The organism is Streptomyces sp. NPDC058665, assembly GCF_042714995.1.
Classification (GTDB): domain Bacteria; phylum Actinomycetota; class Actinomycetes; order Streptomycetales; family Streptomycetaceae; genus Streptomyces.
In genome coordinates, this window is sequence record NZ_JBHXRX010000060.1 from 32,017 (window position 1) to 52,740 (window position 20,724).

A 20,724-nucleotide genomic window follows, 5' to 3' on the forward strand; every position below is an offset into this window, starting at 1 on the left:
CTGCCTCAGTGCTTGGGTGACGTGGGGAACTCGGGGGACTCCGGGGACCTTTGGGACCGCCCGATCAGGGACTCGACGCCGTCCAGCATCCGTTCGAGGCCGAACTCGAAGAGTGTGCCGAGTTCGAGGTCGAACCCCTCGTCCCCGAAGAGGGTCGACAGGACCGGATACCGGCCGGTGAGCTGGACCGAATCCAGGCGCGTCTCGTTGGCCGCCATCCACTGCTCGGCCGTCAGCCCCGTGTCCTGCCGCGCCTGCGACTCCAACTCGACCGCCATCGCCACCCCTTGGGCGTAGCCGAGCAGGGAGAGATGGATATAGATCATCGCGTCCGGCGTGAGACCGAGCCCGCGCAGCGTGCCCAGCGCCCGCTCGGTGTAGCTCATCGCGTGCGGTGACGCCATCGGCCGGGTCAGTCCCGCCATGGCACGGGCGAGCCAGGGATGGCGCTCGTACTGGATCCACAGCCACCGGACCTCCCGGCTCAGCCGTGGACGCCAGCCGGCCGGTTCGGGGCCCGCCGGGGCGCCCGCGAACACCGCCTCGGACATCAGCCGCACCAGCTCGCCCTTGCTGGGGACATGGCGGTACAGCGCCATCGTGGACGTACCGAACTCCGTCGCCACGCGCCGCATCGACAGCGCGCCCAGCCCTTCGGCATCGGCGATCGAGATGGCCGCGCGCACGACGCGCTCGCGGCTCAGTCCCTCGCCGGGAGCCGTGTCCCGGCGGCCACGGGGGCGGACGGGCTCCGCGACCACCGTGCCGACGCCGGGCACCGCCCGTACGAGCCCTTCCTGGTTGAGCGCCGCCAGCGCCTTGGTCGCGGTCGCCATCGCGACGCCCCACTCCTGGGTGATACGGCGGGTGGACGGCACACGGTCGCCGGGCACGAGTTCGCCGGACGCGATACGGCGGCGGAGCTCGGCCGCGATGCGGAGGTAGGGCGGATCGACGGTCATGACATCCACCGTACTAGTGCGCTGAGGACTCAACTCCCGGGTCTGAACAGGGCTTCAGGGCCGGTGCACTAGGCAGCTGTTTGCCGCGTACACGCGAAGCCGGGAACGTACCGGCCATGGAGAACTCACACGCACCCCGGCTCGCGGGCCGCAGGGAATGGACCGCGCTCGGCGTCCTGATGCTCCCGCTGCTCCTCGTCTCGATGGACATCTCGATCCTCTACTTCGCGATCCCGTACGTCAGCCAGGATCTGGAGCCCAGCGCCACCCAGCAGTTGTGGATCCTCGACATGTACGGCTTCGTGCTGGCGGGGCTGCTCATCACCATGGGGGCGCTCGGCGACCGGATCGGCCGGCGCAGGCTGGTGCTCGCCGGCGCGGCGGTCTTCGGCGCGGCCTCGGTGGCGGCGGCGTACGCGCACTCGGCCGACGCCCTCATCGGCGTACGCGCGCTGCTCGGGCTCGGCGGCGCCGCCCTGATGCCGTCGACCCTCGCGCTGATCCGCAACCTCTTCCACGACGCGAGGCAGCGGGGCCGGGCGGTGACGATCTGGACGGGGGTCATGACCACCGGGATCTCGCTGGGGCCGGTGGTCAGCGGGCTGCTGCTCGAACACTTCTGGTGGGGGTCGGTCTTCCTGATCAACCTGCCGGCGATGGTGCTGCTGCTCGTGCTGGTGCCGTTTCTGGTGCCGGAGTCCAGGACGGAGGGCCGGGGCGCTTCGCGGGAGCCCTTCGACCTGGTGAGCGCGGCTCTCTCGCTCGCCGCCCTGCTCACGGTCATCCACGGCGTCAAGGAGTGGGCCCGGCACGGGTTCGCGCCGGGGCCCGCCGCGGCCGTCGCCCTGGGACTGGTGCTCGGGTATGTCTTCGTACGCCGCCAGAAGCGCCTCGCCCACCCCATGATCGACCTCGGACTGCTGGGGCGACGCGCCTTCGGGGGACCGGTGTTCGCGAATCTGCTCGCGATGTTCGCCACGGTGGGGATGGCGGTCTTCCTCACCCAGTACCTCCAGTCCGTGCAGGGGCTGAGTCCGTTCGAGGCCGCGCTGTGGAGCCTCGTACCGGCCTCGGGCGTGATCGTGGCGGCGCCGGCGTCGGCGATCCTCGCGCAGCGCACCGACCGCGCGTATGTGATGGGCGGGGCGTTCCTCTTCTCGGCGGCCGGCTTCTTCTGGCTGACCCAGGTCCGGGCCGACTCGGCGCTCTGGTTCTGCCTCGCCGCCGCCGCACTGTATGTGGGCGGCCTCGTCGCCGCCATGACACTCGCCAACGAACTCGCCATCGGCGCCGCCCCGCCCGAGCGCGCGGGCTCGGCCGCCGCCGTACTCGAATCGGGCCAGGAGCTCGGCGGGGCGCTGGGGATGGCCGTCCTCGGCTCGGTCGGGGCCGCGGTCTACAGCCGGGACATGGCCGACGCCCTGCCGGCCGGTGTCACCGCCGCGCTGCCGGGCGGTCAGGCCGACGCCGTACGCGAGACCCTGGGCGGCGCGGCGGCTGCCGCGGCCCGGCTCCCGGAGGAGACCGCCGCGGGCGTACTGACGGCGGCGCGGGACGCCTTCACGCACGGGATGGGACTGGCGTCGGTGGGCGCGGCGGTGGTGATGGTGGGGGCCGCGCTCTTCTCGTTCGTGGCGCTCAGGGGCACGGCCGGGCCTGGGACGGACAGCGGGGACGGGGGCCCCGAGGGGGGCGTCAAGGGGGGTGACCTTGCTCGTGCACAGACCGGCGCCGTAAAGTGAATGCGCTTACAGCGTAGGTGCGCCGGCGTCCGGCAGCGGAACGGGCCCGGTGGAGAGTGAGCGGTCAGAGACAGCGCGGCGAGAGCGGACGGTCGGATCGGTTGAGTGCCCCCACGGTGTACGACGTCGCCGAACGGTCCGGCGTCTCGATCGCGACGGTTTCGCGGGTCTACCGGAATCCGGACTCGGTACGCGCGGAGACCCGAGACCGCGTACTGGACGCGGCCCGCGCCCTCGGTTACGTACCGAGCGGCAACGCGCGTGGTCTGGCCAGCCGCACCACCGGTGTCCTCGGACTCTGCTTCCCCGACTACGCGGACCCGGACGCCGAGACGGGCGCGGAGGCGGAGGCCGAGGCCGACGACTCGGCCGTCATGCTCTACTCCGACCAGATCATCCGTGGCATGGAACGGGCGGCACGGCGGCACGGGTACGCGCTGCTGATCGCCGCCTCGCTGGTGGGCGGGCCGGAGAGCCTGGTCGCCAAGGTGGCGGGGCGGGTGGACGGGTTCGCCGTACTGGCGAGGACCGTGCCCACCGAGGATCTTGAGGTGATCTCGCGGCGGCTGCCGATCGTGATGCTGGCCGGGCCGCGCGAGATCGACCACCTCGACCACATCGAGGTGGCGAACTCCGACGGGGAACGGGAGCTGGCCCGCCATCTCATCCGTGACCACGGGCTCCGCCGGCTCGCGTTCGTGGGCGGCGAGCGTGAATCGCCGGACGCGCAGGCGCGGTTCCGCGGCTATCAGGAGGCCTGCCGGGAGGCGGGCCTGCCGGTGGCCGACGAGCCCGACCTGCGCGCCGGGATGATGACGCAGGCGGAGGGCGAACGGACCGCCGACGCGCTGCTGGACCGCGCCGCCGGGCGCGGGAGCGAGCGGCCCCAGGCGATCCTATTCGCCAACGACCAGATGGCGATCGGCGCGCTGCACGCACTGGAACGGCGTGGGGTGCGGGTGCCCGACGACATCGCGGTGACCGGCTTCGACGGCATTCCGCTGAGCCGGATCGTCCGCCCGTCCCTGACGACGGTCCGCCAGCCGATGCGCCGCCTGGGCGAGGAGGCGGTCGAACTCCTCATCCACCGCCTGGCCGACCCCACGCGCGCCCCGGTCTCCCTGATGCTCCCGGTCTCGGTGACGCGCCGCTCAAGCTGCGGCTGCGGGTAGGGACGCGGCGGCGGACACGGGCGCGGGCGCGGCTGTCCGGCCTTGGGCCGTGTCTTCGAAGTCGCGCCTGGCCCGCGGCGCCGCAGTGACATCAGCCGCTACTACGGCGGGCGGCACCTCGCGGCGTTGTCGGAGTCGCCCACGTACGCCCAGTACGAGGCCGATCCTCCGCCTTGCGACGCACCGCACCAGCCGGCCCTGGGCCCCGCCTTACAGGCGGAGGGCGCTCCTTCGAAGACACGGCCCAGCGGGCCGGCCGGGGCGGCCCGGGTCAGCCGAGCCGGGTGGCGAAGAACTCACGCCGGGCCTTCGCCAGCGCCGCCACGTCCGCGCTCTCACCCTCGTACTCGAAGTGCCCCGCCCGCAGCAGATGCAGCTCGCGCGGCTCGGGCAGGGCGTTGTAGACGGCGAACTGCCCCGGCGGCGGCACCGCCGGATCGAACAGCGCGGGCGCGACCAGCATCGGCACCCGGATCCGTTTCGCCGCGGTCGCGGCGTCGAAGTACGGGAGGACGTCCATGACCTCCGGATGCCGCTCGCGGTACGTCCGTACCGCCTCCCCGCTCCCCACGCTCGGCAGCGTCACCCGCAGCGGGTGATTCCCGAACGTCGGCACGGTCAACTGCCCGCAGGCGAACCGGTCGTCCCACGGGAGCGCCAGCGCCCCGAGCCCGCCTCCGAAACTCTCCCCCACATACCCGAGCCGGGCCTCCTCCCCCGGTTCCGACGCCGTCCCCGTCCTCAGCTCCGGCACCAGCTCCAGCAACGCCGACGCCGCGCACCACAGATCGGCCACACAGTCGCCGATCACATACGTCTCGCGTGACTCGATGCCGTGCAGCACATGCTCCCCGGCCTCGCCGGGAATCCCGGGGCGCCGGCTCCGCGAGCCCATCCCCCGTACACACGGCAGGATGGCCGCGCTCCGGGGCAGCGGCAGCGGCACATCCGCGCCCGGCTCCTGGCGCCCGCCGTAGCCGTGCCCGATCACGAAGCCGTGCTCGACGGGCCCCGCGGCCGGCCGCACCAGCCAGCCACCGAGGCGCAGTCCGCCGACCGAGGTGTAGGACACCCCGAAGATCCGGCAGCCGTTCCGCTCGTCCTCCTGCGGCCCCACGGCCGGGGCGGTCGCCACCCCGGCCGCCGCCTCGAACCGGTCCCGCCAGTACGCGTCGTATCCCACCGGAGGGGCGGGCGCCGGGATGTCGAGCAGCTCGTCGAGGGTCCGGCCGTAGGCAGGGTCGAAGGGATAGCCGTGCTCGAACTCAGACATGAGCGCGACATTAGCCCCGGCCCGCCACCGATGACCACAACCGGAATAACCCTCATTACTTCCACAACGCAAACAGCCCACCTAGCCTGCGGAGGCAGAGCCTCCGGGTGTCGCACATGTTGCACGAGTGTGACCAATGGCCCCCTTGCGGTTCCCGGAACGACTGCACCAGAGTGATGTATGCGCTTACAGGCAGCGCATACATCGGTGCGCTCAAGGAGGAGCCGTCCATGCATCGCAACGCCAGAACCGCCTCAGCCGCCCTCGCTCTCACGATGGCCGCGGGGATCACCGCATGCGGCAGTTCGGGGGGCGCGGGGGTCGCCGCCGACAAGAAGCAGACCCTCACCGTGTGGGCCATGGGCGCCGAGGGCGAGAAGCTCGCCGAGGTGGCCGAGGTGTACGAGGACGCCAACCCGCACATCACCGTCAAGGTCACCCCCATCGGCTGGGACGTCGCCCACCAGAAGCTGGTCTCCGCGGCTGCCGCCGGCACCTTGCCGGACGTGACGCAGATGGGCAGCAGCTACATGGGCGAGTTCGCCGAACTCGGCGTCCTGGAGCCGGTCGACACCAAGACGTTCAAGAAGGACTCCTTCTTCCCCGCCGCCTGGGACCAGGGCGTGGCCGACGACGAGGTCTACGGCGTCCCCTGGTACGTCGAGACCCGCGTCCTCTACTACCGCACCGACCTGGCGAAGAAGGCAGGCATAACGAAACCCCCCGCCACCTGGCCCGAACTCCAACAGGCGGCCACCGCCTTCCAGGAAAAAGCCGGCACCCAGTGGGGCATCTACTTCCAGCCGAGCGGCCTGGACGCCGTACAGAGCTGGTACCCCTTCCTGTACTCGGCCGGCGGCTCGATCGTCTCCGACGACGGCAAGGCCGCCATGAACAGCCCGGAGACCGTCAAGGCCCTCAAGGAGTACGGCACATACTTCGAGAAGGGTCTCTCCAAGAAGAGCTTCCAGCCCGGCTACGAGGTCCTCACCGACTTCAACAGCGGCGACGTCCCGATGTTCTACTCCGGCCCCTGGACCATGGCGGGCATCAACGACAACTACCCGGACCTCAAGGGCAAGTGGGCCATCGCGAAGGTCCCGGCGGACCAGGGCTCCGTCTCCATGGCCGGCGGCTCCAGCCTCGTCGTCTCCAAGGACAGCGACCACAAGGAAGCCGCCAAGGAGTTCCTGAGCTATCTCACCGGCACCGAGGGGCAGAAGGACTGGTTCAAACGCTCGGGTGATCTGCCGGCCAACACCAGCGCCTGGGACTCCGGCGACCTCGCCGACGACGCCAACTTCAAGATCTTCCGTGCGCAGATGGAGACCGCCAAGTCCTGGCCGGTCCTGCCCCAGTGGACGGAGATCTCCTCGAAGGCCGACGAGGCCATCTCCCAGGTGACCCAGGGCAAGGCCTCCGCCGAGGACGCCGCGCAGAAGGCCCAGTCCAGCATCGAAGGGCTTGTGGAGTAGTCGTCATGAGCACCACGACCGAATCTGTGGCGGACGCGGCCCCGGTCAAGTCCGGGCCGGGGGCGGACTCCCCGTCCGGTGGCCACGACCACCGCAAGCAACGGCCCGTCGCCGTACAGCACATGGCCGGCTGGCTGTTCTCCACGCCCTTCCTGGTGCTCTTCGCCGTCTTCATGGCTCTGCCGATCCTCGCGACGCTCCTCATGAGCTTCACGGACTTCGGACTGCGCAATGTCACCGATCCCTTCTCGGCGGAGTTCATCGGCCTTGAGAACTACACGAAGCTGTTCGAGGACGAGAAGTTCCTCAAGGCCCTGTTCAACACCGCCTACTTCGTGGTCGTCGGCGTCCCGCTGACCGTCGGCCTCGGGCTCGTCGTCGCGGTCCTGCTCAACAACGGCATCGACCGGGCCCGTACCTTCTTCCGGGTCGGCTTCTACGCCCCGGTCGTGACCAGCATCGTCGCGATCGCCGTCGTCTGGCGCTTCGTCCTCGACCCGTCCGACGGACTGATCGCGGGCCTTGCCTCCGAAGTCGGCCTGACCTCCCCGGACTTCCTCGGCTCCGAGGCACTCGCCATGCCCTCGCTGATCGTGATGGCCGTGTGGCGCAACCTCGGCACGGTCATGGTGCTCTTCATCGCCGGCCTTCAGGCCATCCCGCCCGACGTACGGGAGGCGGCCCGGCTGGACGGCGCGAGCACGTGGCAGGAGTTCCGCCGTATCACCGTGCCGCTGCTGCGGCCCACGATGCTCTACACCACGGTGATCACCACCATCGGCTATCTCAACGTCTTCGAGGAGCCGTTCGTGATGACACAGGGCGGGCCGTCGGACAGCACGCTCACCGTGTCGCTGGCCATGTACCGCGAGGGCTTCAACTTCTTCCACATGGGTTACGCGAGCGCCATGGCGTATGTGCTCTTCGTCGTGATCATGGCGATCACGGTGCTCCAGCTCCGTCTGCTGAAGGACAACACGAAATGAGCGCCGCACGCACCACCACCACTCCCCCGCCCCCGACGTCGAGCGGCGGACGGCTGAAGAAGACCGGCGTCTATGCGCTGCTCTCGGTCGGCCTGCTGGTCATGGCGGCGCCGTTCCTGTGGATGGGTCTGTCGGCGTTCAAGACCGACCGCGACCTGACCGCGAGCCCGCCGGTGTGGATCCCCACCGAGTGGACCTTCGAGCACTTCGGCGAACTGCTCGACCGTCTCGACGTACCGCTCTACTTCTTCAACTCCCTCACGGTGGCCGTCCTGGTGACCCTGTCCAATCTGGTGTTCTGCTCGATGCTGGGCTACGCACTGGCCAAACTGCGGTTCGGCGGCCGGAACAGGATCTTCGCGCTGGTGCTCGGCGCGCTGATGGTGCCCGGCAATCTGATGCTGCTGCCGCTCTTCGTCCTGATGAGCAAGCTCCAGCTGATCGACTCCTACGCGGGGCTGGTACTGCCGTTCGCCGCCCAGGCCTTCGGGGTCTTCCTGATGCGCCAGTTCATGCAGTCGATCCCCGACGAACTGCTGGAAGCGGCCCGCATCGACGGTGCCCGCGAGTGGTACATCTTCTGGCGGATCGCGATGCCGCTGGTCAAACCGGCGCTGGCGACGCTCTCGATCCTTATCTTCCTGGGCTCCTGGAACAACTTCGTCTGGCCGCTGATCGCGACGAACGACCCAGGGAAATACACCCTCCCGGTGGCCCTCGCGACCTTCGCCACCGACCCCAACCAGTCGGACGGCTCCAACGGCATGCTGATGGTCGGCTCCCTCCTGATCATCCTGCCGGTGCTGCTGGTGTTCCTCGTCCTGCAACGGCACTTCACCCAGGGCCTCGCCACCACCGGCATGAAGTAGCCGCCGCCACCGGCCTTCCCGACGCGTACCGCGGCTCCGACGCCGCCGCTCTACCGCCGCGCACTCATCGACGAAAAGGTTTGTACCGACATGACCGAGAAGTCCACCGCTCGCGCCGACTGGGAGACCCGTATCGGGAAGCCCAGCGATCAGCGGCTCACCGGCATCGGGGAACTCCCCGCCCCCGTCGGCCTGTCCGCCGAGGACGGCACCGGCCATGTGCTGCTGACCTGGCAACCGGTGGCGGGCGCGCTCGGCTATCTCGTCCACCGCGCCGAGTCCGCCGACGGCCCCTACGAACCGCTCGACCACCTCGGCGGCGACGTGCTCGCCGTACCCCATCCGCCGTACGCCGACACCCTCGCCGAGCCCGGACGCGTCTACCACTACAAGGTGGCGACCTGGTCCGACGGCAGAGCCGGCGCCCTCTCGCAGGCGGCCTCCGGCCGCGCCGAGCCCGCCGGCTCAGGCCCCGCCCCGGTCACCGTCACGGTGGACGCCGCCGCACCCGCCACTCCTCTCCCCGGCGTCTGGAACAGGATGATCGGCGCCGAGCACTTCTCCCTGCTGGCCTGGGACAAGCCGGGCGCGGGCGGCTCGGACGTCGCGAAGGAGTACGCCCGTGCCCTGGAGATCGTCCGCGACGAGATCGGCGTCCGCTCCGTGCGGGCGCACGGCACCTTCCTCCCGGAGACACTCACCGTCCAGCCGGACGGCTCCTTCGACTTCTCCGGCCTGGACGCGGTCTACGACCGGTTCCTGGCGACCGGTCTCCAGCCCGTCGTCGAACTCTCCTTCATGCCGAAGGAGCTGGCCGCCGACCCGGACTACACCGTCTTCGACTACCGGGCTCTGGTGTCCAGGCCCGCCGTGTGGGAGCACTGGGGCGACCTCTGCCGCGAGGTGACCGTCCACCTCCAGGACCGGTACGGCAAGGACACCGTGGCGGGCTGGGAGTTCGAGGTCTGGAACGAGGCCAATCTGGAGGTCTTCTGGAACGGCACCCAGGACGACTACCACCTGCTCTACGAGGTCGCCGTCCGCGCCGTGAAGGGTGTCGACGAGCGGATCAGGGTCGGCGGCCCGTCGTCCGCCGCGGCCGGCTGGGTCGGCGCCTTTCTTGAGTACTGCCAGGAGCGCGACGTACCCGTCGACTTCGTCTCCACCCACACCTACGGCAACGCCCCGCTCGACTTCCGTCCGATGACGCGCGCGTTCGCGGAGGCGACCGGACGCCCCGAGCCGGAGATCCTGTGGACCGAGTGGGGTGTCACCCCCACCCATTTCCACCGGGTCAGCGACTCCGTCTTCGCCGCTCCGTTCATCCTGCGCGGTATGAAGAGCGCCCTGTCGTCGACCGACGCGCTCGCCTACTGGGTCGCCTCCGACCAGTTCGAGGAACTGGGCTGGCCGCCCCGCCTCTTCCACGGCGGATTCGGTCTCCTCACGGTCGGCAATCTGCGCAAGCCGCGCTTCTGGGCGCTCTATCTCCTCTCCCAGCTGGCCGGAGGGCGGATCCCCGCCGTGGTCACGGGCGACGGCGCCGAGGCGCTGGTGGAGTCCCTGGCCACCCGCGCCGACGACAGCACCACCGTCGACGTCCTGGTCTGGAACGGCACGCTCGACCAGTCCAAGATCGACGGCTCCGCGCCGCTGGACCGCACGGCGACCGTGCGGGTCACCGGACTTCGGCCGGGCTCCGGTTACACCGCCCTCTCCCGCCGGGTCGACGAGGAACACGCCAACATCCAGGCCGTCTGGAACGACCTCAACGGCGGCGACTGGCCGGACGAGCCCCAGTGGGCGAAGCTGCGGGCCGCCGACGAGCTGCCGGTGGAGCCCTTCGGGCCCCTGGTCGCCGACGACGCGGGCACGGCCACGCTGACCGTGCCGCTGCCCAACCCCGGTATCCGCTTCCTGCGCCTCGTCCGCACCTGAGCGCGCCCACAGTCCCGGGGACCGGCGGCACCTGACCGCCGTCGGTCCCCGTACCGACACCGCCGCCATGGCCGGCCCCTCCGCCCATTACTCCGGCCATGGCGGCGGCCAAAAGACCTGGCCCAGGCACCGAACCTGGCCACCACTCCACATCTGCCAAGGGGAGCTGGACTCTCATGGACCGTCGTACATTTCTCGCCGCCGCGGGAACAGGGGCCACCGCCCTGTCCCTCGGCGCCCTCGCCACACCCGCCGTGTCCGCGCCGACCGCGGTCGCGTCGCCTGCTCGTGCCGCTCACGCCTCTGATACACCGCTGCTGCGCCGCTGGTTCCGCGACACGTATCACTCGATCGAGGCGATGACCACCGACATCGGTCTCGCCGCCGACAAGATCAACCTCGACGCACCGGGCGGGCCGGTCCCCTCCCAGAACACCTCGCCGACCAACATCGGCTGCGGGCTCTGGTCCACGGTCGCCGCCGCCGGACTCGGCGTCATCGACGAGGACACCATGCACCGCCGCCTCGACCGGGCCCTCACGGCCGTCGAGAAGCTCGAACGCCACCACGGCTTCTGGCTCAACTGGTACGACGCCCACGACGGCTCGGTGCTCACCAACTGGCCGGGCACCGGCGACCCGGTCCGTCCCTTCCTCTCCTCGGTCGACAACGCCTGGCTCGTGACCGGCCTGCTCATCGCCGCCGACGCGGACAGCCGGCTGCGCCGCCGGGTCGGCAAGCTGCTGGCCACCGCCGACTGGTCGTACTACTACACCCCGTACGACGCCGGGGACCCGGTGGCCAACCCCGGCCAGCTCCGGGGCGGTTTCTGGACCGACACCGGCGAGCCCACCGGCCACCACTACGGAGCGCTCAACACCGAGCCCCGCATGGCCAGTTACCTGGGCATCGCCGACGGCAGCCTTCCCTCGGACCACTACTGGCACATGTTCCGCACGATGCTCCCCGAGCACGGTCAGGAGCAGCCGCCCGGCGGGGCGTACGACACCGTCGACGGCGTCCGGCTCTTCCAGGGGCACTACACCTACCGGGGCCGCAAACTGGTCCCGACCTGGGGCGGCTCGATGTTCGAAGCCCTGATGGTGCCGCTGTTCGTGCCCGAGCCGGAGTGGTCACCCCGCTCATGGGGCACCACCCACCGCCGATTCGTCCGCTCCCAGATCGAGCACGGCCTGGAGGAGGCGGAATACGGCTACTGGGGGTTCTCCCCCGCCGAGGTGCCCGAAGGTGGTTACCAGGAGTACGGCGTGGACGCGATCGGCATGAACATCGACGGATACGCCTCGAACACCGACCGCACCTATGTCACGCACGGTGAGCCGCTGCCGCCCGCCTCCGCCTACACCAACGGGGTCGTGACCCCGCACGCCTCCTTCCTCGCCCTGCCCTACGCCCGGTCGGAAGCCCTCGCCAACCTCAAGTCCATCGCGGCGGACTTCGGCGCGTACGAGGACGGCTTCGGCTTCCGCGACTCGGTCAATGTGGGGAGCGGCCACGTCAGCAGCTCCGCTCTCGCCCTGGATCAGGGCATGATCGCCGCCGCGCTCGCCCAGGAACTGCGCCCCGGTCTGCTGCAGCGCCCCTTCCGCACCGGCGGTTTCGCTTCGCGTATCCGTCCGATGCTGGCCAAGGAGCGCTTCAGCATCTGATTCCCGCGCCGGATCCCGAAGGGCCGGCCGGCGCCGCCCCGCGTGCGGCGCCGGCCGGAACGGCACCGAGCCCGGCGCTTCGGGCGTCCGCGCGGGGTCGGCAGTCCGGTCGCGGACCACCGAGGCCGGACATAGCCTCCAAAATGTGACGCGGACAGTACGCCGTAACCGGACTCGAACAGCCGGCCGGAGCCTCCTGGCCATGCTGCTGACGGCCGGGTGGCTGCTGATGCCCGCCGTCTCGCCCGACGCGCGCGCCGAGGATCCCGTCACCCTTTCGCATCAGGGACAGATCACCGACAAGGTCGGTGCGCTCGACGGCCGGCAGCGGGCGGTGACAGCATCGCTCGACCGGCTGTACCGGGATGCCCGTATCCATCTCTTCGTCGTCTACGTGCGTGACTTCTCCGGCAGAACCGGAGAGAGCTGGGCCGCCGCGACCGCCGGGCGGAACCGTCTCGGCCGCGACGACATCCTGCTCGCCGTCGCCACGCATGACCGGCGGTACGCGTACGCCGCCGCGGCCGACTCCCCTCTTACCGAGGACAGGCTCGCGAACGTGGCGAGGACCGCTGTGGAACCCGCTCTCCACCGGAACGACTGGGCGGGAGCCGCGATCGGCGCGGCCGACGGCATCCGCGCGGCAGCGGCCGGCACGCCCATCCCCACGCCCGCCATCTCTTCCGGCCCGGTGGACCCTGGCCGCGAGGCCGCCTCCAACCGGGCGGGCAGCGCGCTCGTCCTTCCTGTTGTCCTGGTGGGCGGGGCCGCGGCTCTCGCCGCCTACAGCTACATCAAGGGCAGGCACCGTGCCTGGAGCCGTACGACGCTGCACGGTGGCAAGGAGACCTGGGGAGTCGCGGGTCCTTCGCCGCGGACACCGCTGCCGGAGCTCGATCGAAGGGCGGGACAGGTGCTCGTCGAGACCGACGACGCCGTGCGCACCAGCGAGGAGGAACTCGGCTTCGCCACGGCGCAGTTCGGGGAGGAGGCGACGCGACCGTTCCAAGACTCCGTGGCCTACGCGAAGGGGGAGCTGGCGTCCGCCTTCCGGCTGCGTCTGCAGCTGGACGACGCGTTCCCGGAGGACGACCGCGCCCGGCGCCGCATGCTGGACGAGATCGTCGCCCGGTGTACGGACGCCAACGGCCGACTGGACGCCGAATCGGGGGACTTCGACCGGCTGCGCGCGAGGGAGCGCGCCGCGCCGCAGGCGCTGACCACCGCCGAGGCCGGGTTCCGGGAGCTGAGCGGCAGAAGCGTCACGGCCGCCGCCACTCTCACCGCGATGCGGGAGCGGTACGCGGAGTCGGCGTCCGCGCCCGTCGGGGACGCTGTCGAACAGGCCGACGACCGGCTGGTGTTCGCGACGGCCGGCCTGGACGACGCGCGCCGCTCGATCGAGGCGGGCGACGACGGAGCCGCGGCCGTATATGTCCGTGCGGCGGAGAGCGCCATCGGGCAGGCGGCGATCCTGGTCGAGGCCGTGGAGCGGCGCGCTCTCGAACTCGCCGAGGCGGCCGGCGAGTTCCCGGGCTCGCTGACCGACTTGGAGACCGATCTGGCGGACGCGCGCGGCCTGCTCGAAGGCATGGAGGAAGGCACACCCACGGCGGATCTTGAGGGGCGGATCGCGCGCGCCGAGGCGGTGATCGCCGACGTGCGGCAGGAACAGGCCGCCGGGCCACTTGATCCGATGGACGCCCTGCGCAGGACCGAGGAGGCGGACGCGGTGCTGGACGAGGCCCTCGCGGGCGCGCGCGAGGGCGAGGGCGAGGCGGAGGGACGCCGTACACCGGCGCTGCTCGACCGGGCGTCGCTCGGCGCACGCTCGGCGGTCGGCGCGGCGGACGGCTACATCGCGACGCGTCGGGGTGCGGTGGGCGGCGAAGCCCGCACGCGGCTCGCGGAGGCGGAGCGGAGGCTCGACCAGGCCGGGACTCTGACGGAGCTGGGCGACGCGCGGGGCGCGCTGGCCGAGGCCCAGCACGCGGACGCTCTCGCGAGGCAGGCGCAGAACCTCGCCGAGCAGGATGTGCGCTCGTTCGGGAGCCGGTCCGGTCCGGGCGGTGCGACAGGGGCGGGGTCAGGGGCAGGAGTGGGAAACGGGCTCGGCGGTGCCGTGCTCGGCGGAATCATCCTCGGCGGCCGGTCCGGTGACGGTGATGGCGGCGGTGACGGTGACGGTCGTGATGCCGGTCCTGGCGTTTTCGGAGGCGCCGGCACCCGCGGCCGTATGAGCGGCGGCGGCCGTTTCTGACGCGACTCCCCCGGTCCATCGGGCGACGGAGGAGCAGCCCGCCGTCCGGCCGGCGTCTTCCCGTGACCCGGCCGGAGTGGGGGGCGCCCGCCGGGTCAGAACATGCTGAGGAGCTGTTCGACGCTGGGCTCCGTCGTCGAGTCCCCGTCGGGCAGGGCGAGTTCGAACCAGACCGTTTTCCCCCGGGGGGTGCGGCGCGACCCCCAGGCGGCGCTGAGCAGGCCGACCAGCTGGAGCCCGCGCCCTCCCTCGTCGGTGTCGCGCGCGCGTCGCCTGCGCGGTTGTACGAGACCCGCGTCCCACACCTCGCAGACCAGCGTGCGGTCGCGGAGCAGCCGCAGCCGGATCTCGCCCTCGCCGTAGCGCATGGCGTTGGTGACCAGTTCGCTGACGAGCAGTTCGACGGTGTCCACCAGCGGTTCGAGGCCCCAGGAGTGGAGCTGCGCGCGGGCGACCTCGCGGGCGCGGCCGACGGAGCGCGGCTCGCGCGGCAGTTGCCAGTCGCCGACCGCCTCGGTGGGCAGGCCCTGTATGCGGGCCATCAGCAGCGCTATGTCGTCCTCGCCGTGCCGGGTGTCGAGCGTGTTGAGCACGTGGTCGCAGACGTCTTCCAGGGGCCGTACGGGACTGGTCAGCGCCCGCCGGAAAGCCGTCAGCCCTTCGTCGATCGGATGGTCGCGCGACTCGACGAGACCGTCCGTGTAGAGCGCGAGCAGCGCGTCCTCGGGAAGGTCGACCTCGACCTGCTCGAAGGGCTCTCCACCGACGCCGAGGGGCATCCCTGGCGGTACGTCCAGGAGCAGCGCCTCCTCGCCCGGCTCGACGAGCACAGGAGGGGGATGACCGGCGTTGGCGAAGGTGCAGCGGCGGGTGACCGGGTCGTAGACGGCGTAGACGCAGGTCGCGAGATACACCTCGGAGAGATCGGCGTCCCGCGACTTGTGGGCGACACGGGAGGCCTGCTGGGCGCCGCTCGGTGTGCCGAGGCCGCGCGCGATCTCGTCCAGCGCGGAGAGGACCTCGGCGGGCTCCAGGTCGAGCAGTGCCAGGGTGCGTACAGCCGTGCGGAGTTCACCCATGGCGACGGCGGCGCGCAGCCCCCGTCCCATCACGTCGCCGACGACCAGGGCGGTCCGGTGTCCGGGCAGTTCGATGACGTCGAACCAGTCTCCGCCCACCTCGGTGGCGGTGTTGCCCGGCAGATAGCGGCACGCTATGTCGAGCCCGGCGGCCTCGGGATCGCCGGGCGGAAGCAGACTGCGCTGGAGTATCAGCGCGCGTTCGTGCTCCCTCCGGTAGAGGCGGGCGTTGTCGATACAGACGGCGGCGCGCGCGGCGAGCTCCACGGCGAGGGCGCGGTCCCGCTCCCCGAAGGGCTCGCTGCCCTTGGTCCTGGAGAACTGGGCGAGTCCCACCACGGTGTCGTGCGCGACCATCGGCACGGCGAAGGTGGACTGGATGAGGCTGCCGGGCCCGCCGGGCACCGTCTGGACCCGGCCGGTACGCAGGGCGTTGGCGCAGGGCGAGTTGAAGGGATACCGGTGGACGGCGCCGGCCGACGGGGACTCGACCGCGCCTCCGCCCGTCAGGTCGGCTCCGAGCAGGGGCGCGTCGGCGACGGCGCTGGCGACGGCGACCCGTCGCAGGGCGGCGCTGCCACCGCCTGAATCGGGGCCGGAGGAGCCGCCGCGTCCCGGCGGGGCCTCCTCCCCGGTGAGCAGCCCCTGGTAGAGGTCGACGGACGCGAGGTCGCAGAAGCCGGGGACGGAAACGTCGAGGAGTTCCCTGGCCGTGGTCTCCAGGTCGAGGGAGTTGCCTATCCGCGCGCTCGCCTCGTTCAGGATCGCGAGATTGCGGCGGGCGCTCGCGGCCTCGCGCGCGGCGATCTGACGACGGGTGACGTCACTGCCGAGACCGGCGACCCCGATCGTACGGCCGGCTCCGCTGAGGACGCGGTACAGGTTGATGGACCAATGGCGGCGTTCCTTGCCGCCCGGGGTGACGCCGACGATCTGGATGTCGGTGGCGGATTCGCCGGTCGCCAGGACCCGCTTGAGGGAGGCGTTCAGCCGGTCCGCCTCGGGGCGGGAGAGATAGTCGTGGACCGTGCGGCCCCGGTGCTCGTCCGCCGAGCCGCCGAAGACGGCGGCGAAGCGCTGGTTCGCCCGCTGGACGGTGAGGTCCGTGCCGAACAGCACGAAGCCAAAGGGAGATTGACCGAAAATCGCCTGCGAAGAGGCGAGTTCCGTTTCGATCCGGCGCAGGGCGCGGACGTCCACGACGATGCAGAGCGCGGCCCGTTCGCCGCTCTCGGTCTCGCTGGGCATCACATAGACCTCGGCGAGGCCGTGCACGCCACGTTCGCCGGGCACCTGGAACGGGACGAGCCCGGTCCACTCCTTGCCGTCGAGGATCTCCGCGATCTTGCGGTGCCCACGGGTACGGAGGTCGGAGGGTACGAACACCTCCACCGGGTCCTTGCCCCTGACCTCGTCCGGAGTGATTCCGAACAGCTCAGCGGCTCGCAGACTCCACTGGTCGACCAGCCCGTCGGGCCCGATCGAGAAGGAAGCGACCTTTATGTAGTCATAGATCGAGCCAGGCGGACTGCTCTGCCACACGACGTCGTCCGCCGTTCCAGATATCTCGCTCACGCGACCGTCCCCTCCAGCTCACGCACCGGACCGGCCATCCCCGCAGTATTCAGCACTACGGCCCTGACTGGTACGGCGTTCACGATCACAGCACAGTCTCGTTCTTTTTGAGCCGAGACCAACGTGATCGTTGTCCCTCAACACTCCTAACCAGGGAGCGGCAGCTCGAACCACACCGTCTTACCCGTCTTCCCCCGGCGTGTACCCCACCGCCGGGCCGAGCACGCGACGAGCTGGAGCCCGCGACCCCCTTCGTCGTCGGGGCCGGCGGACCGTGCGGTCGGCGGTTCGGGGAGCGGATCGGACACCTCCACCAGCAGCGCGGCACCGGTGAGGTCCGCGGGGCCCAACGGGACGACAGCCAGCCTGACACCGATCGGCCCCGGTGTGTACCGCAGGGAATTGGTGGCCAGCTCACTGACCAGCAGGACGGCCGTATCACGAACAGAGTGGTCGAGCAGCCAGCCGCCGAGGGCATCGCGTACCGCGTGGCGTGCGGTACGTACGGCATCCGGCTCGGCGGGGAAGGTCCACTCGGCGTAGGTACTCTCCGCCTCGATCAAGCCGACCACTTCTCCAGACTGACAGCGAACCCATGCCCCTTATGGGAGGGTTTATCAGCACATACCCGGAATCGAAGAAGATCTATCTTGACGGAGGGTCATGCCAGCTCGCCCGAGGCCCTGAGGTCGTCGAAGAGAAGCTGGTCGACGGGGGCCACACGGGCCCGGTCGCCGTAGGAGAGCCAGCTGATCTCCTCGATCTCGTTCGTGGCGGCCGGCGTGCCCCGGTACTCGCCGGAGTAGCAGCTCATCCGGACGAGAACGCCGTCGGGCTGACCGTGGGCCTGGGCCTCGTACGTGCCCAGATGGGCCGCGGTGGCCGGGAGGACGGCCACGGCCAGCTCCTCCTCGACCTCACGCACCAGGGTCTCCAGATCGGTCTCCGCGCCTTCGCGCTTACCCCCGGGGATGTAGAAGACATCCTTCCCGCGGGAGCGGGCACAGAGGATCCTGCCCTGCTCCAGCCGGACCCACGCGACCGTGTCGATCAAGACCGTTGCAGCTCCGCCGTCACTCATGGGCCGGATCGTAACGCGGCCGTCGGCACTGGCTCGACGAGGGGCCGCGGTCCGGAGCCCGCGAGGTCAGCGGCCGGTCTGCTGGAGGCGCTCGACCCAGTAGAGCTGCTTGTGACCCTTGATATCGAGGCTGTCGACGGTCTTCTGCGCCTCGTCCTTCGTGGCGTACCTGCCCACGCGGTACCGATTCCCGTTGTCGTCCTGACGTATGACCAGCCAGGGCAGCACAGCACCGCTGTCGCTCATCGCGCCCCTCCCGCCAACGGTCCACACCACTCGGGCGATCTGCTGGAAACCCCAATCCGCATATGCCCGAGCCTACGCCTGACCTTCACTCAGCGGATGCGCGTTTACACAAAGAGGTACACATCTGGCCAAGAAGATTCGGGGCTCCAGGGGCGGACCCGGGCCGTCGCGCGCCATCTCCCGGCGTACGACGCCCTGTTGAGGCGGCACACCACCGTACCGGACCGCCGGGCCGGCGCTCGGATCGACCGGTTGTCATACGATCGTCATCTGACCGGAAGGTGATAGGCGAGGCGGTAGCGGTCCGCCGGGACGACCACGTCCGCCGTCTCGACCGCGCGGCCGGACGCGTAGTACGTCCGCTCCAGGACCATCACCACATGGCCGGGCACACCGCCGAGCAACAGGAGCTCCTCCGCAAGCCCCGGGCGCGCGCCGATCTCCTCCACCACGTTGTCCACCACGACCCCGATGGCCGCCATCCGCTCCACGACCCCGCAGCCCCCGAGCGGCCCGTCCTCCGGAAGCATCACCGGTGTGCGTCCCGTGACCTCCAGGGGCTCCCACGAGGTGGAGAGCATCATCGGCTCCCCCGCGTCCCTGAAGACGTAGCGCGTACGCATCGCGGGGTCGCCCGGCTGTATGCCGAGCCGTTCCGCGATCTCCGGAGCCACCTCGTCGCGTTCGCTGCTCGACTCCCACGTGCCGCGCACCCCTTCCTCGGCCTGCTCCTGCCGGAAGGGGTTGGCGCCGGACGGCGGCCGGTACCCGGAGCGGGCGATACGGCGCGGGACGGGCCTCTCACGGACGTAGGTGCCCGAGCCGGAACGGCCCTCGACGAGCCCCTCCGCCATCAGCACCTTGCGTGCTTCGAGAGCGACCGTGTCCGAGACCCCGTACTCCTCGCGGATCCGGGCCTGGGACGGCAGCCGGGTGTTCGGCGGCAGAGCGCCATCGACGATTTTCTGCCGAAGATCACTGGCGACACGCAGATAGGCCGGCTGCTCACCGAAAGCCACAGGCTCACTCCCAACAAGTTGACAGACAGCAACACCCTGGCAACCGTTGGTTGTTGACCGCAAGCATAGGCCAGACTTTCACATGAAGTGACAAGGGGCGGTGTACGCAGGAGCTTTGCCGCCTGCCGCTGTCGCCCGGCCTGTCATGCTGGTCGCATGACGACGTACCTCTGCCCGGTCGACGGCACACGCGCCGCCGTCGAATCGGCCCCTTGGTGCTGCCCCGAGTGCGGCGGCCCCTGGGACCTGGAGTTCAGCGCATCGCCCGTTCCCCTCAACTCCCTGGGGCGGCGCGTGAATTCGCTGTGGCGGTACGAGGAGGCGCTGCCGATTCCGACAAGGGCGGTGTCTCTCGGCGAGGGCCGTACGCCGCTGGTTCCGATGACACCCACCGTCTCCGCGAAGCTCGACTTCCTGATGCCGACCCTATCCTTCAAGGACCGGGGCGCGGTGATGCTGGCCGAACTGGCCCTGCGGCTGGGACCGGAGCGCGTCCACCGTGTCGTCGCCGACAGCAGCGGTAACGCGGGGACGGCCGTCGCCGCGTACTGCGCACGGGCCGGGCTGAGTTGCACCGTGTACGTCCCGGAGTCCACGTCACCGCAGAAGACCGAGCAGATCCGCGCCCACGGCGCCCGCCTCGAACGCGTGAAGGGCGACCGGGAGGCCACCGCGCGAGCCGCCCGCGCCGCGGCCGGCGAAGCGGGCACGTTCTACGCGAGCCATGTCTACAACCCGTACTTCCTGCACGGCACGAAGACATACGTGTACGAGCTCTGGGAGGACCTCGGCGGCAGCCTCCCCGAGGCGATCGCCGTCCCCGTCGGCAACGGCACCCTGCTGCTCGGCGCCTCGCTCGCGACCGCCGAACTCCACGCGCACGGACTGATCGCGGAGCGCCCCCAGTTGGTCGCCGTCCAGGCCGAGGCCGTCTCACCGCTGGCCGCCGCCTTCCACGCGGGGGAGGACGACCTCGGCACCGGATTCCCCGGCACGCTCAAGCCCCCGGCGTCCACCCTCGCCGAAGGCATCGCCATCCCGCGGCCACCACGCGCCCGCCAGATCCTGCGGGCGGTACGCGAATCGGGCGGGACCTTCGTCACCGTGACCGAGGATCAGATCCGCGCGGCACAGCGGGAGTTGGCGTCGCGCGGTCTCTTCGTCGAGTCGACCGGCGTCGCCTGCTGGGCGGCAGTCGGCGAGTGGACCGATCGCACCGTGACCGTCCCGCTGTGCGGCGCGGGGGCCAAGACGGGCCTCGCCACCTGACGACGCGCCCCGTCTAGGTCCTGTCCGGTGGATCTTCGCGGATAGCCCGGGGCGTCTGGTGCGGTGCATCGCAAGGCGCCGAAGTGCCCGCAGGGTGGTTTCCTGTGG

General features: G+C 70.7%; 16 protein-coding genes. 9 read left to right on the plus strand and 7 right to left on the minus strand.

What is annotated here, in order from left to right:
• Positions 1-5: 5 nt before the first annotated feature.
• The gene (locus tag ACFWV8_RS30310) at positions 6-962 is read right to left on the minus strand and encodes a TetR/AcrR family transcriptional regulator C-terminal domain-containing protein (RefSeq protein ID WP_384211053.1); all 957 of its coding nucleotides are present in this window, start codon (positions 960-962) and stop codon (positions 6-8) included.
• A gap of 116 nt (positions 963-1,078) precedes the next feature.
• Here ACFWV8_RS30310 and ACFWV8_RS30315 point away from each other — a divergent pair, with 116 nt between their 5' ends.
• Positions 1,079-2,704 carry an MFS transporter gene (locus tag ACFWV8_RS30315; RefSeq protein ID WP_384211059.1) on the plus strand — a complete coding sequence of 542 codons (1,626 nt, stop codon included), beginning with the start codon at positions 1,079-1,081 and terminating at the stop codon, positions 2,702-2,704.
• 101 nt (positions 2,705-2,805) lie between these two features.
• The gene (locus ACFWV8_RS30320; protein ID WP_384211064.1) at positions 2,806-3,876 is read left to right on the plus strand and encodes a LacI family DNA-binding transcriptional regulator; all 1,071 of its coding nucleotides are present in this window, start codon (positions 2,806-2,808) and stop codon (positions 3,874-3,876) included.
• Between the two features lie 271 nt (positions 3,877-4,147).
• Here ACFWV8_RS30320 and ACFWV8_RS30325 read toward each other — a convergent pair whose 3' ends face one another.
• Positions 4,148-5,149 (minus strand): acetylxylan esterase, encoded by a 1,002-nt coding sequence (locus ACFWV8_RS30325; RefSeq protein ID WP_384211070.1) that lies wholly within the window; start codon positions 5,147-5,149, stop codon positions 4,148-4,150.
• 230 nt (positions 5,150-5,379) lie between these two features.
• On the opposite strand from ACFWV8_RS30325, the gene ACFWV8_RS30330 reads away from it, so the two are divergent.
• The 6 genes from ACFWV8_RS30330 to ACFWV8_RS30355 all read left to right on the plus strand — a co-directional run bounded on the left by ACFWV8_RS30330 (position 5,380) and on the right by ACFWV8_RS30355 (position 14,347).
• Entirely contained in the window at positions 5,380-6,624 is a 1,245-nt protein-coding gene (locus ACFWV8_RS30330; protein WP_384211077.1) for a sugar ABC transporter substrate-binding protein, read from the plus strand.
• A gap of 5 nt (positions 6,625-6,629) precedes the next feature.
• Positions 6,630-7,610, plus strand: a complete 981-nt coding sequence (locus ACFWV8_RS30335; protein WP_384211083.1) for a carbohydrate ABC transporter permease — start codon at positions 6,630-6,632, stop codon at positions 7,608-7,610.
• Positions 7,607-8,479 carry a carbohydrate ABC transporter permease gene (locus ACFWV8_RS30340; RefSeq protein WP_384211088.1) on the plus strand — a complete coding sequence of 291 codons (873 nt, stop codon included), beginning with the start codon at positions 7,607-7,609 and terminating at the stop codon, positions 8,477-8,479. The genes ACFWV8_RS30335 and ACFWV8_RS30340 overlap by 4 nt, the downstream gene beginning before the upstream one ends.
• 90 nt (positions 8,480-8,569) lie before the next feature.
• Positions 8,570-10,417 carry a glycoside hydrolase gene (locus ACFWV8_RS30345; RefSeq protein WP_384211094.1) on the plus strand — a complete coding sequence of 616 codons (1,848 nt, stop codon included), beginning with the start codon at positions 8,570-8,572 and terminating at the stop codon, positions 10,415-10,417.
• Positions 10,418-10,593: 176 nt separating this feature from the next.
• A complete protein-coding gene (locus ACFWV8_RS30350; protein ID WP_384211099.1) occupies positions 10,594-12,087 on the plus strand; it encodes a glucoamylase family protein in 1,494 nt (497 codons plus the stop codon).
• Positions 12,088-12,289: 202 nt separating this feature from the next.
• Positions 12,290-14,347 (plus strand): TPM domain-containing protein, encoded by a 2,058-nt coding sequence (locus tag ACFWV8_RS30355; RefSeq protein WP_384211122.1) that lies wholly within the window; start codon positions 12,290-12,292, stop codon positions 14,345-14,347.
• A 95-nt stretch (positions 14,348-14,442) separates the two neighbouring features.
• Here ACFWV8_RS30355 and ACFWV8_RS30360 read toward each other — a convergent pair whose 3' ends face one another.
• The 5 genes from ACFWV8_RS30360 to ACFWV8_RS30380 all read right to left on the minus strand — a co-directional run bounded on the left by ACFWV8_RS30360 (position 14,443) and on the right by ACFWV8_RS30380 (position 19,347).
• Positions 14,443-17,001, minus strand: coding sequence for a SpoIIE family protein phosphatase (locus ACFWV8_RS30360; protein ID WP_384211105.1), 2,559 nt, complete (start codon positions 16,999-17,001; stop codon positions 14,443-14,445).
• A gap of 146 nt (positions 17,002-17,147) precedes the next feature.
• Positions 17,148-17,573, minus strand: coding sequence for an ATP-binding protein (locus ACFWV8_RS30365; protein WP_329382155.1), 426 nt, complete (start codon positions 17,571-17,573; stop codon positions 17,148-17,150).
• A gap of 89 nt (positions 17,574-17,662) precedes the next feature.
• The gene (locus ACFWV8_RS30370; RefSeq protein WP_384211111.1) at positions 17,663-18,082 is read right to left on the minus strand and encodes an NUDIX domain-containing protein; all 420 of its coding nucleotides are present in this window, start codon (positions 18,080-18,082) and stop codon (positions 17,663-17,665) included.
• A 66-nt stretch (positions 18,083-18,148) separates the two neighbouring features.
• The gene (locus tag ACFWV8_RS30375; RefSeq protein ID WP_384211113.1) at positions 18,149-18,328 is read right to left on the minus strand and encodes an SPOR domain-containing protein; all 180 of its coding nucleotides are present in this window, start codon (positions 18,326-18,328) and stop codon (positions 18,149-18,151) included.
• 266 nt (positions 18,329-18,594) lie between these two features.
• Positions 18,595-19,347 (minus strand): GntR family transcriptional regulator, encoded by a 753-nt coding sequence (locus tag ACFWV8_RS30380; RefSeq protein ID WP_384211116.1) that lies wholly within the window; start codon positions 19,345-19,347, stop codon positions 18,595-18,597.
• A gap of 156 nt (positions 19,348-19,503) precedes the next feature.
• Between ACFWV8_RS30380 and ACFWV8_RS30385 the strand changes: the two genes are divergently transcribed.
• Positions 19,504-20,616, plus strand: a complete 1,113-nt coding sequence (locus ACFWV8_RS30385) for a pyridoxal-phosphate dependent enzyme (protein WP_384211119.1) — start codon at positions 19,504-19,506, stop codon at positions 20,614-20,616.
• Positions 20,617-20,724: the final 108 nt, after the last annotated feature.

Excerpts from the sequence above, each read along its gene's own strand:
- ACFWV8_RS30310 (WP_384211053.1), bottom strand. The coding sequence starts at position 962 with ATGACCGTCGATCCGCCCTACCTCCGCATCGCGGCCGAGCTCCGCCGC.
- ACFWV8_RS30315 (WP_384211059.1), top strand. The coding sequence starts at position 1,079 with ATGGAGAACTCACACGCACCCCGGCTCGCGGGCCGCAGGGAATGGACC.
- ACFWV8_RS30325 (WP_384211070.1), bottom strand. The coding sequence starts at position 5,149 with ATGTCTGAGTTCGAGCACGGCTATCCCTTCGACCCTGCCTACGGCCGG.
- ACFWV8_RS30330 (WP_384211077.1), top strand. The coding sequence starts at position 5,380 with ATGCATCGCAACGCCAGAACCGCCTCAGCCGCCCTCGCTCTCACGATG.
- ACFWV8_RS30335 (WP_384211083.1), top strand. The coding sequence starts at position 6,630 with ATGAGCACCACGACCGAATCTGTGGCGGACGCGGCCCCGGTCAAGTCC.
- ACFWV8_RS30340 (WP_384211088.1), top strand. The coding sequence starts at position 7,607 with ATGAGCGCCGCACGCACCACCACCACTCCCCCGCCCCCGACGTCGAGC.
- ACFWV8_RS30345 (WP_384211094.1), top strand. The coding sequence starts at position 8,570 with ATGACCGAGAAGTCCACCGCTCGCGCCGACTGGGAGACCCGTATCGGG.
- ACFWV8_RS30350 (WP_384211099.1), top strand. The coding sequence starts at position 10,594 with ATGGACCGTCGTACATTTCTCGCCGCCGCGGGAACAGGGGCCACCGCC.
- ACFWV8_RS30355 (WP_384211122.1), top strand. The coding sequence starts at position 12,290 with ATGCTGCTGACGGCCGGGTGGCTGCTGATGCCCGCCGTCTCGCCCGAC.
- ACFWV8_RS30370 (WP_384211111.1), bottom strand. The coding sequence starts at position 18,082 with ATGAGTGACGGCGGAGCTGCAACGGTCTTGATCGACACGGTCGCGTGG.
- ACFWV8_RS30375 (WP_384211113.1), bottom strand. The coding sequence starts at position 18,328 with ATGAGCGACAGCGGTGCTGTGCTGCCCTGGCTGGTCATACGTCAGGAC.
- ACFWV8_RS30385 (WP_384211119.1), top strand. The coding sequence starts at position 19,504 with ATGACGACGTACCTCTGCCCGGTCGACGGCACACGCGCCGCCGTCGAA.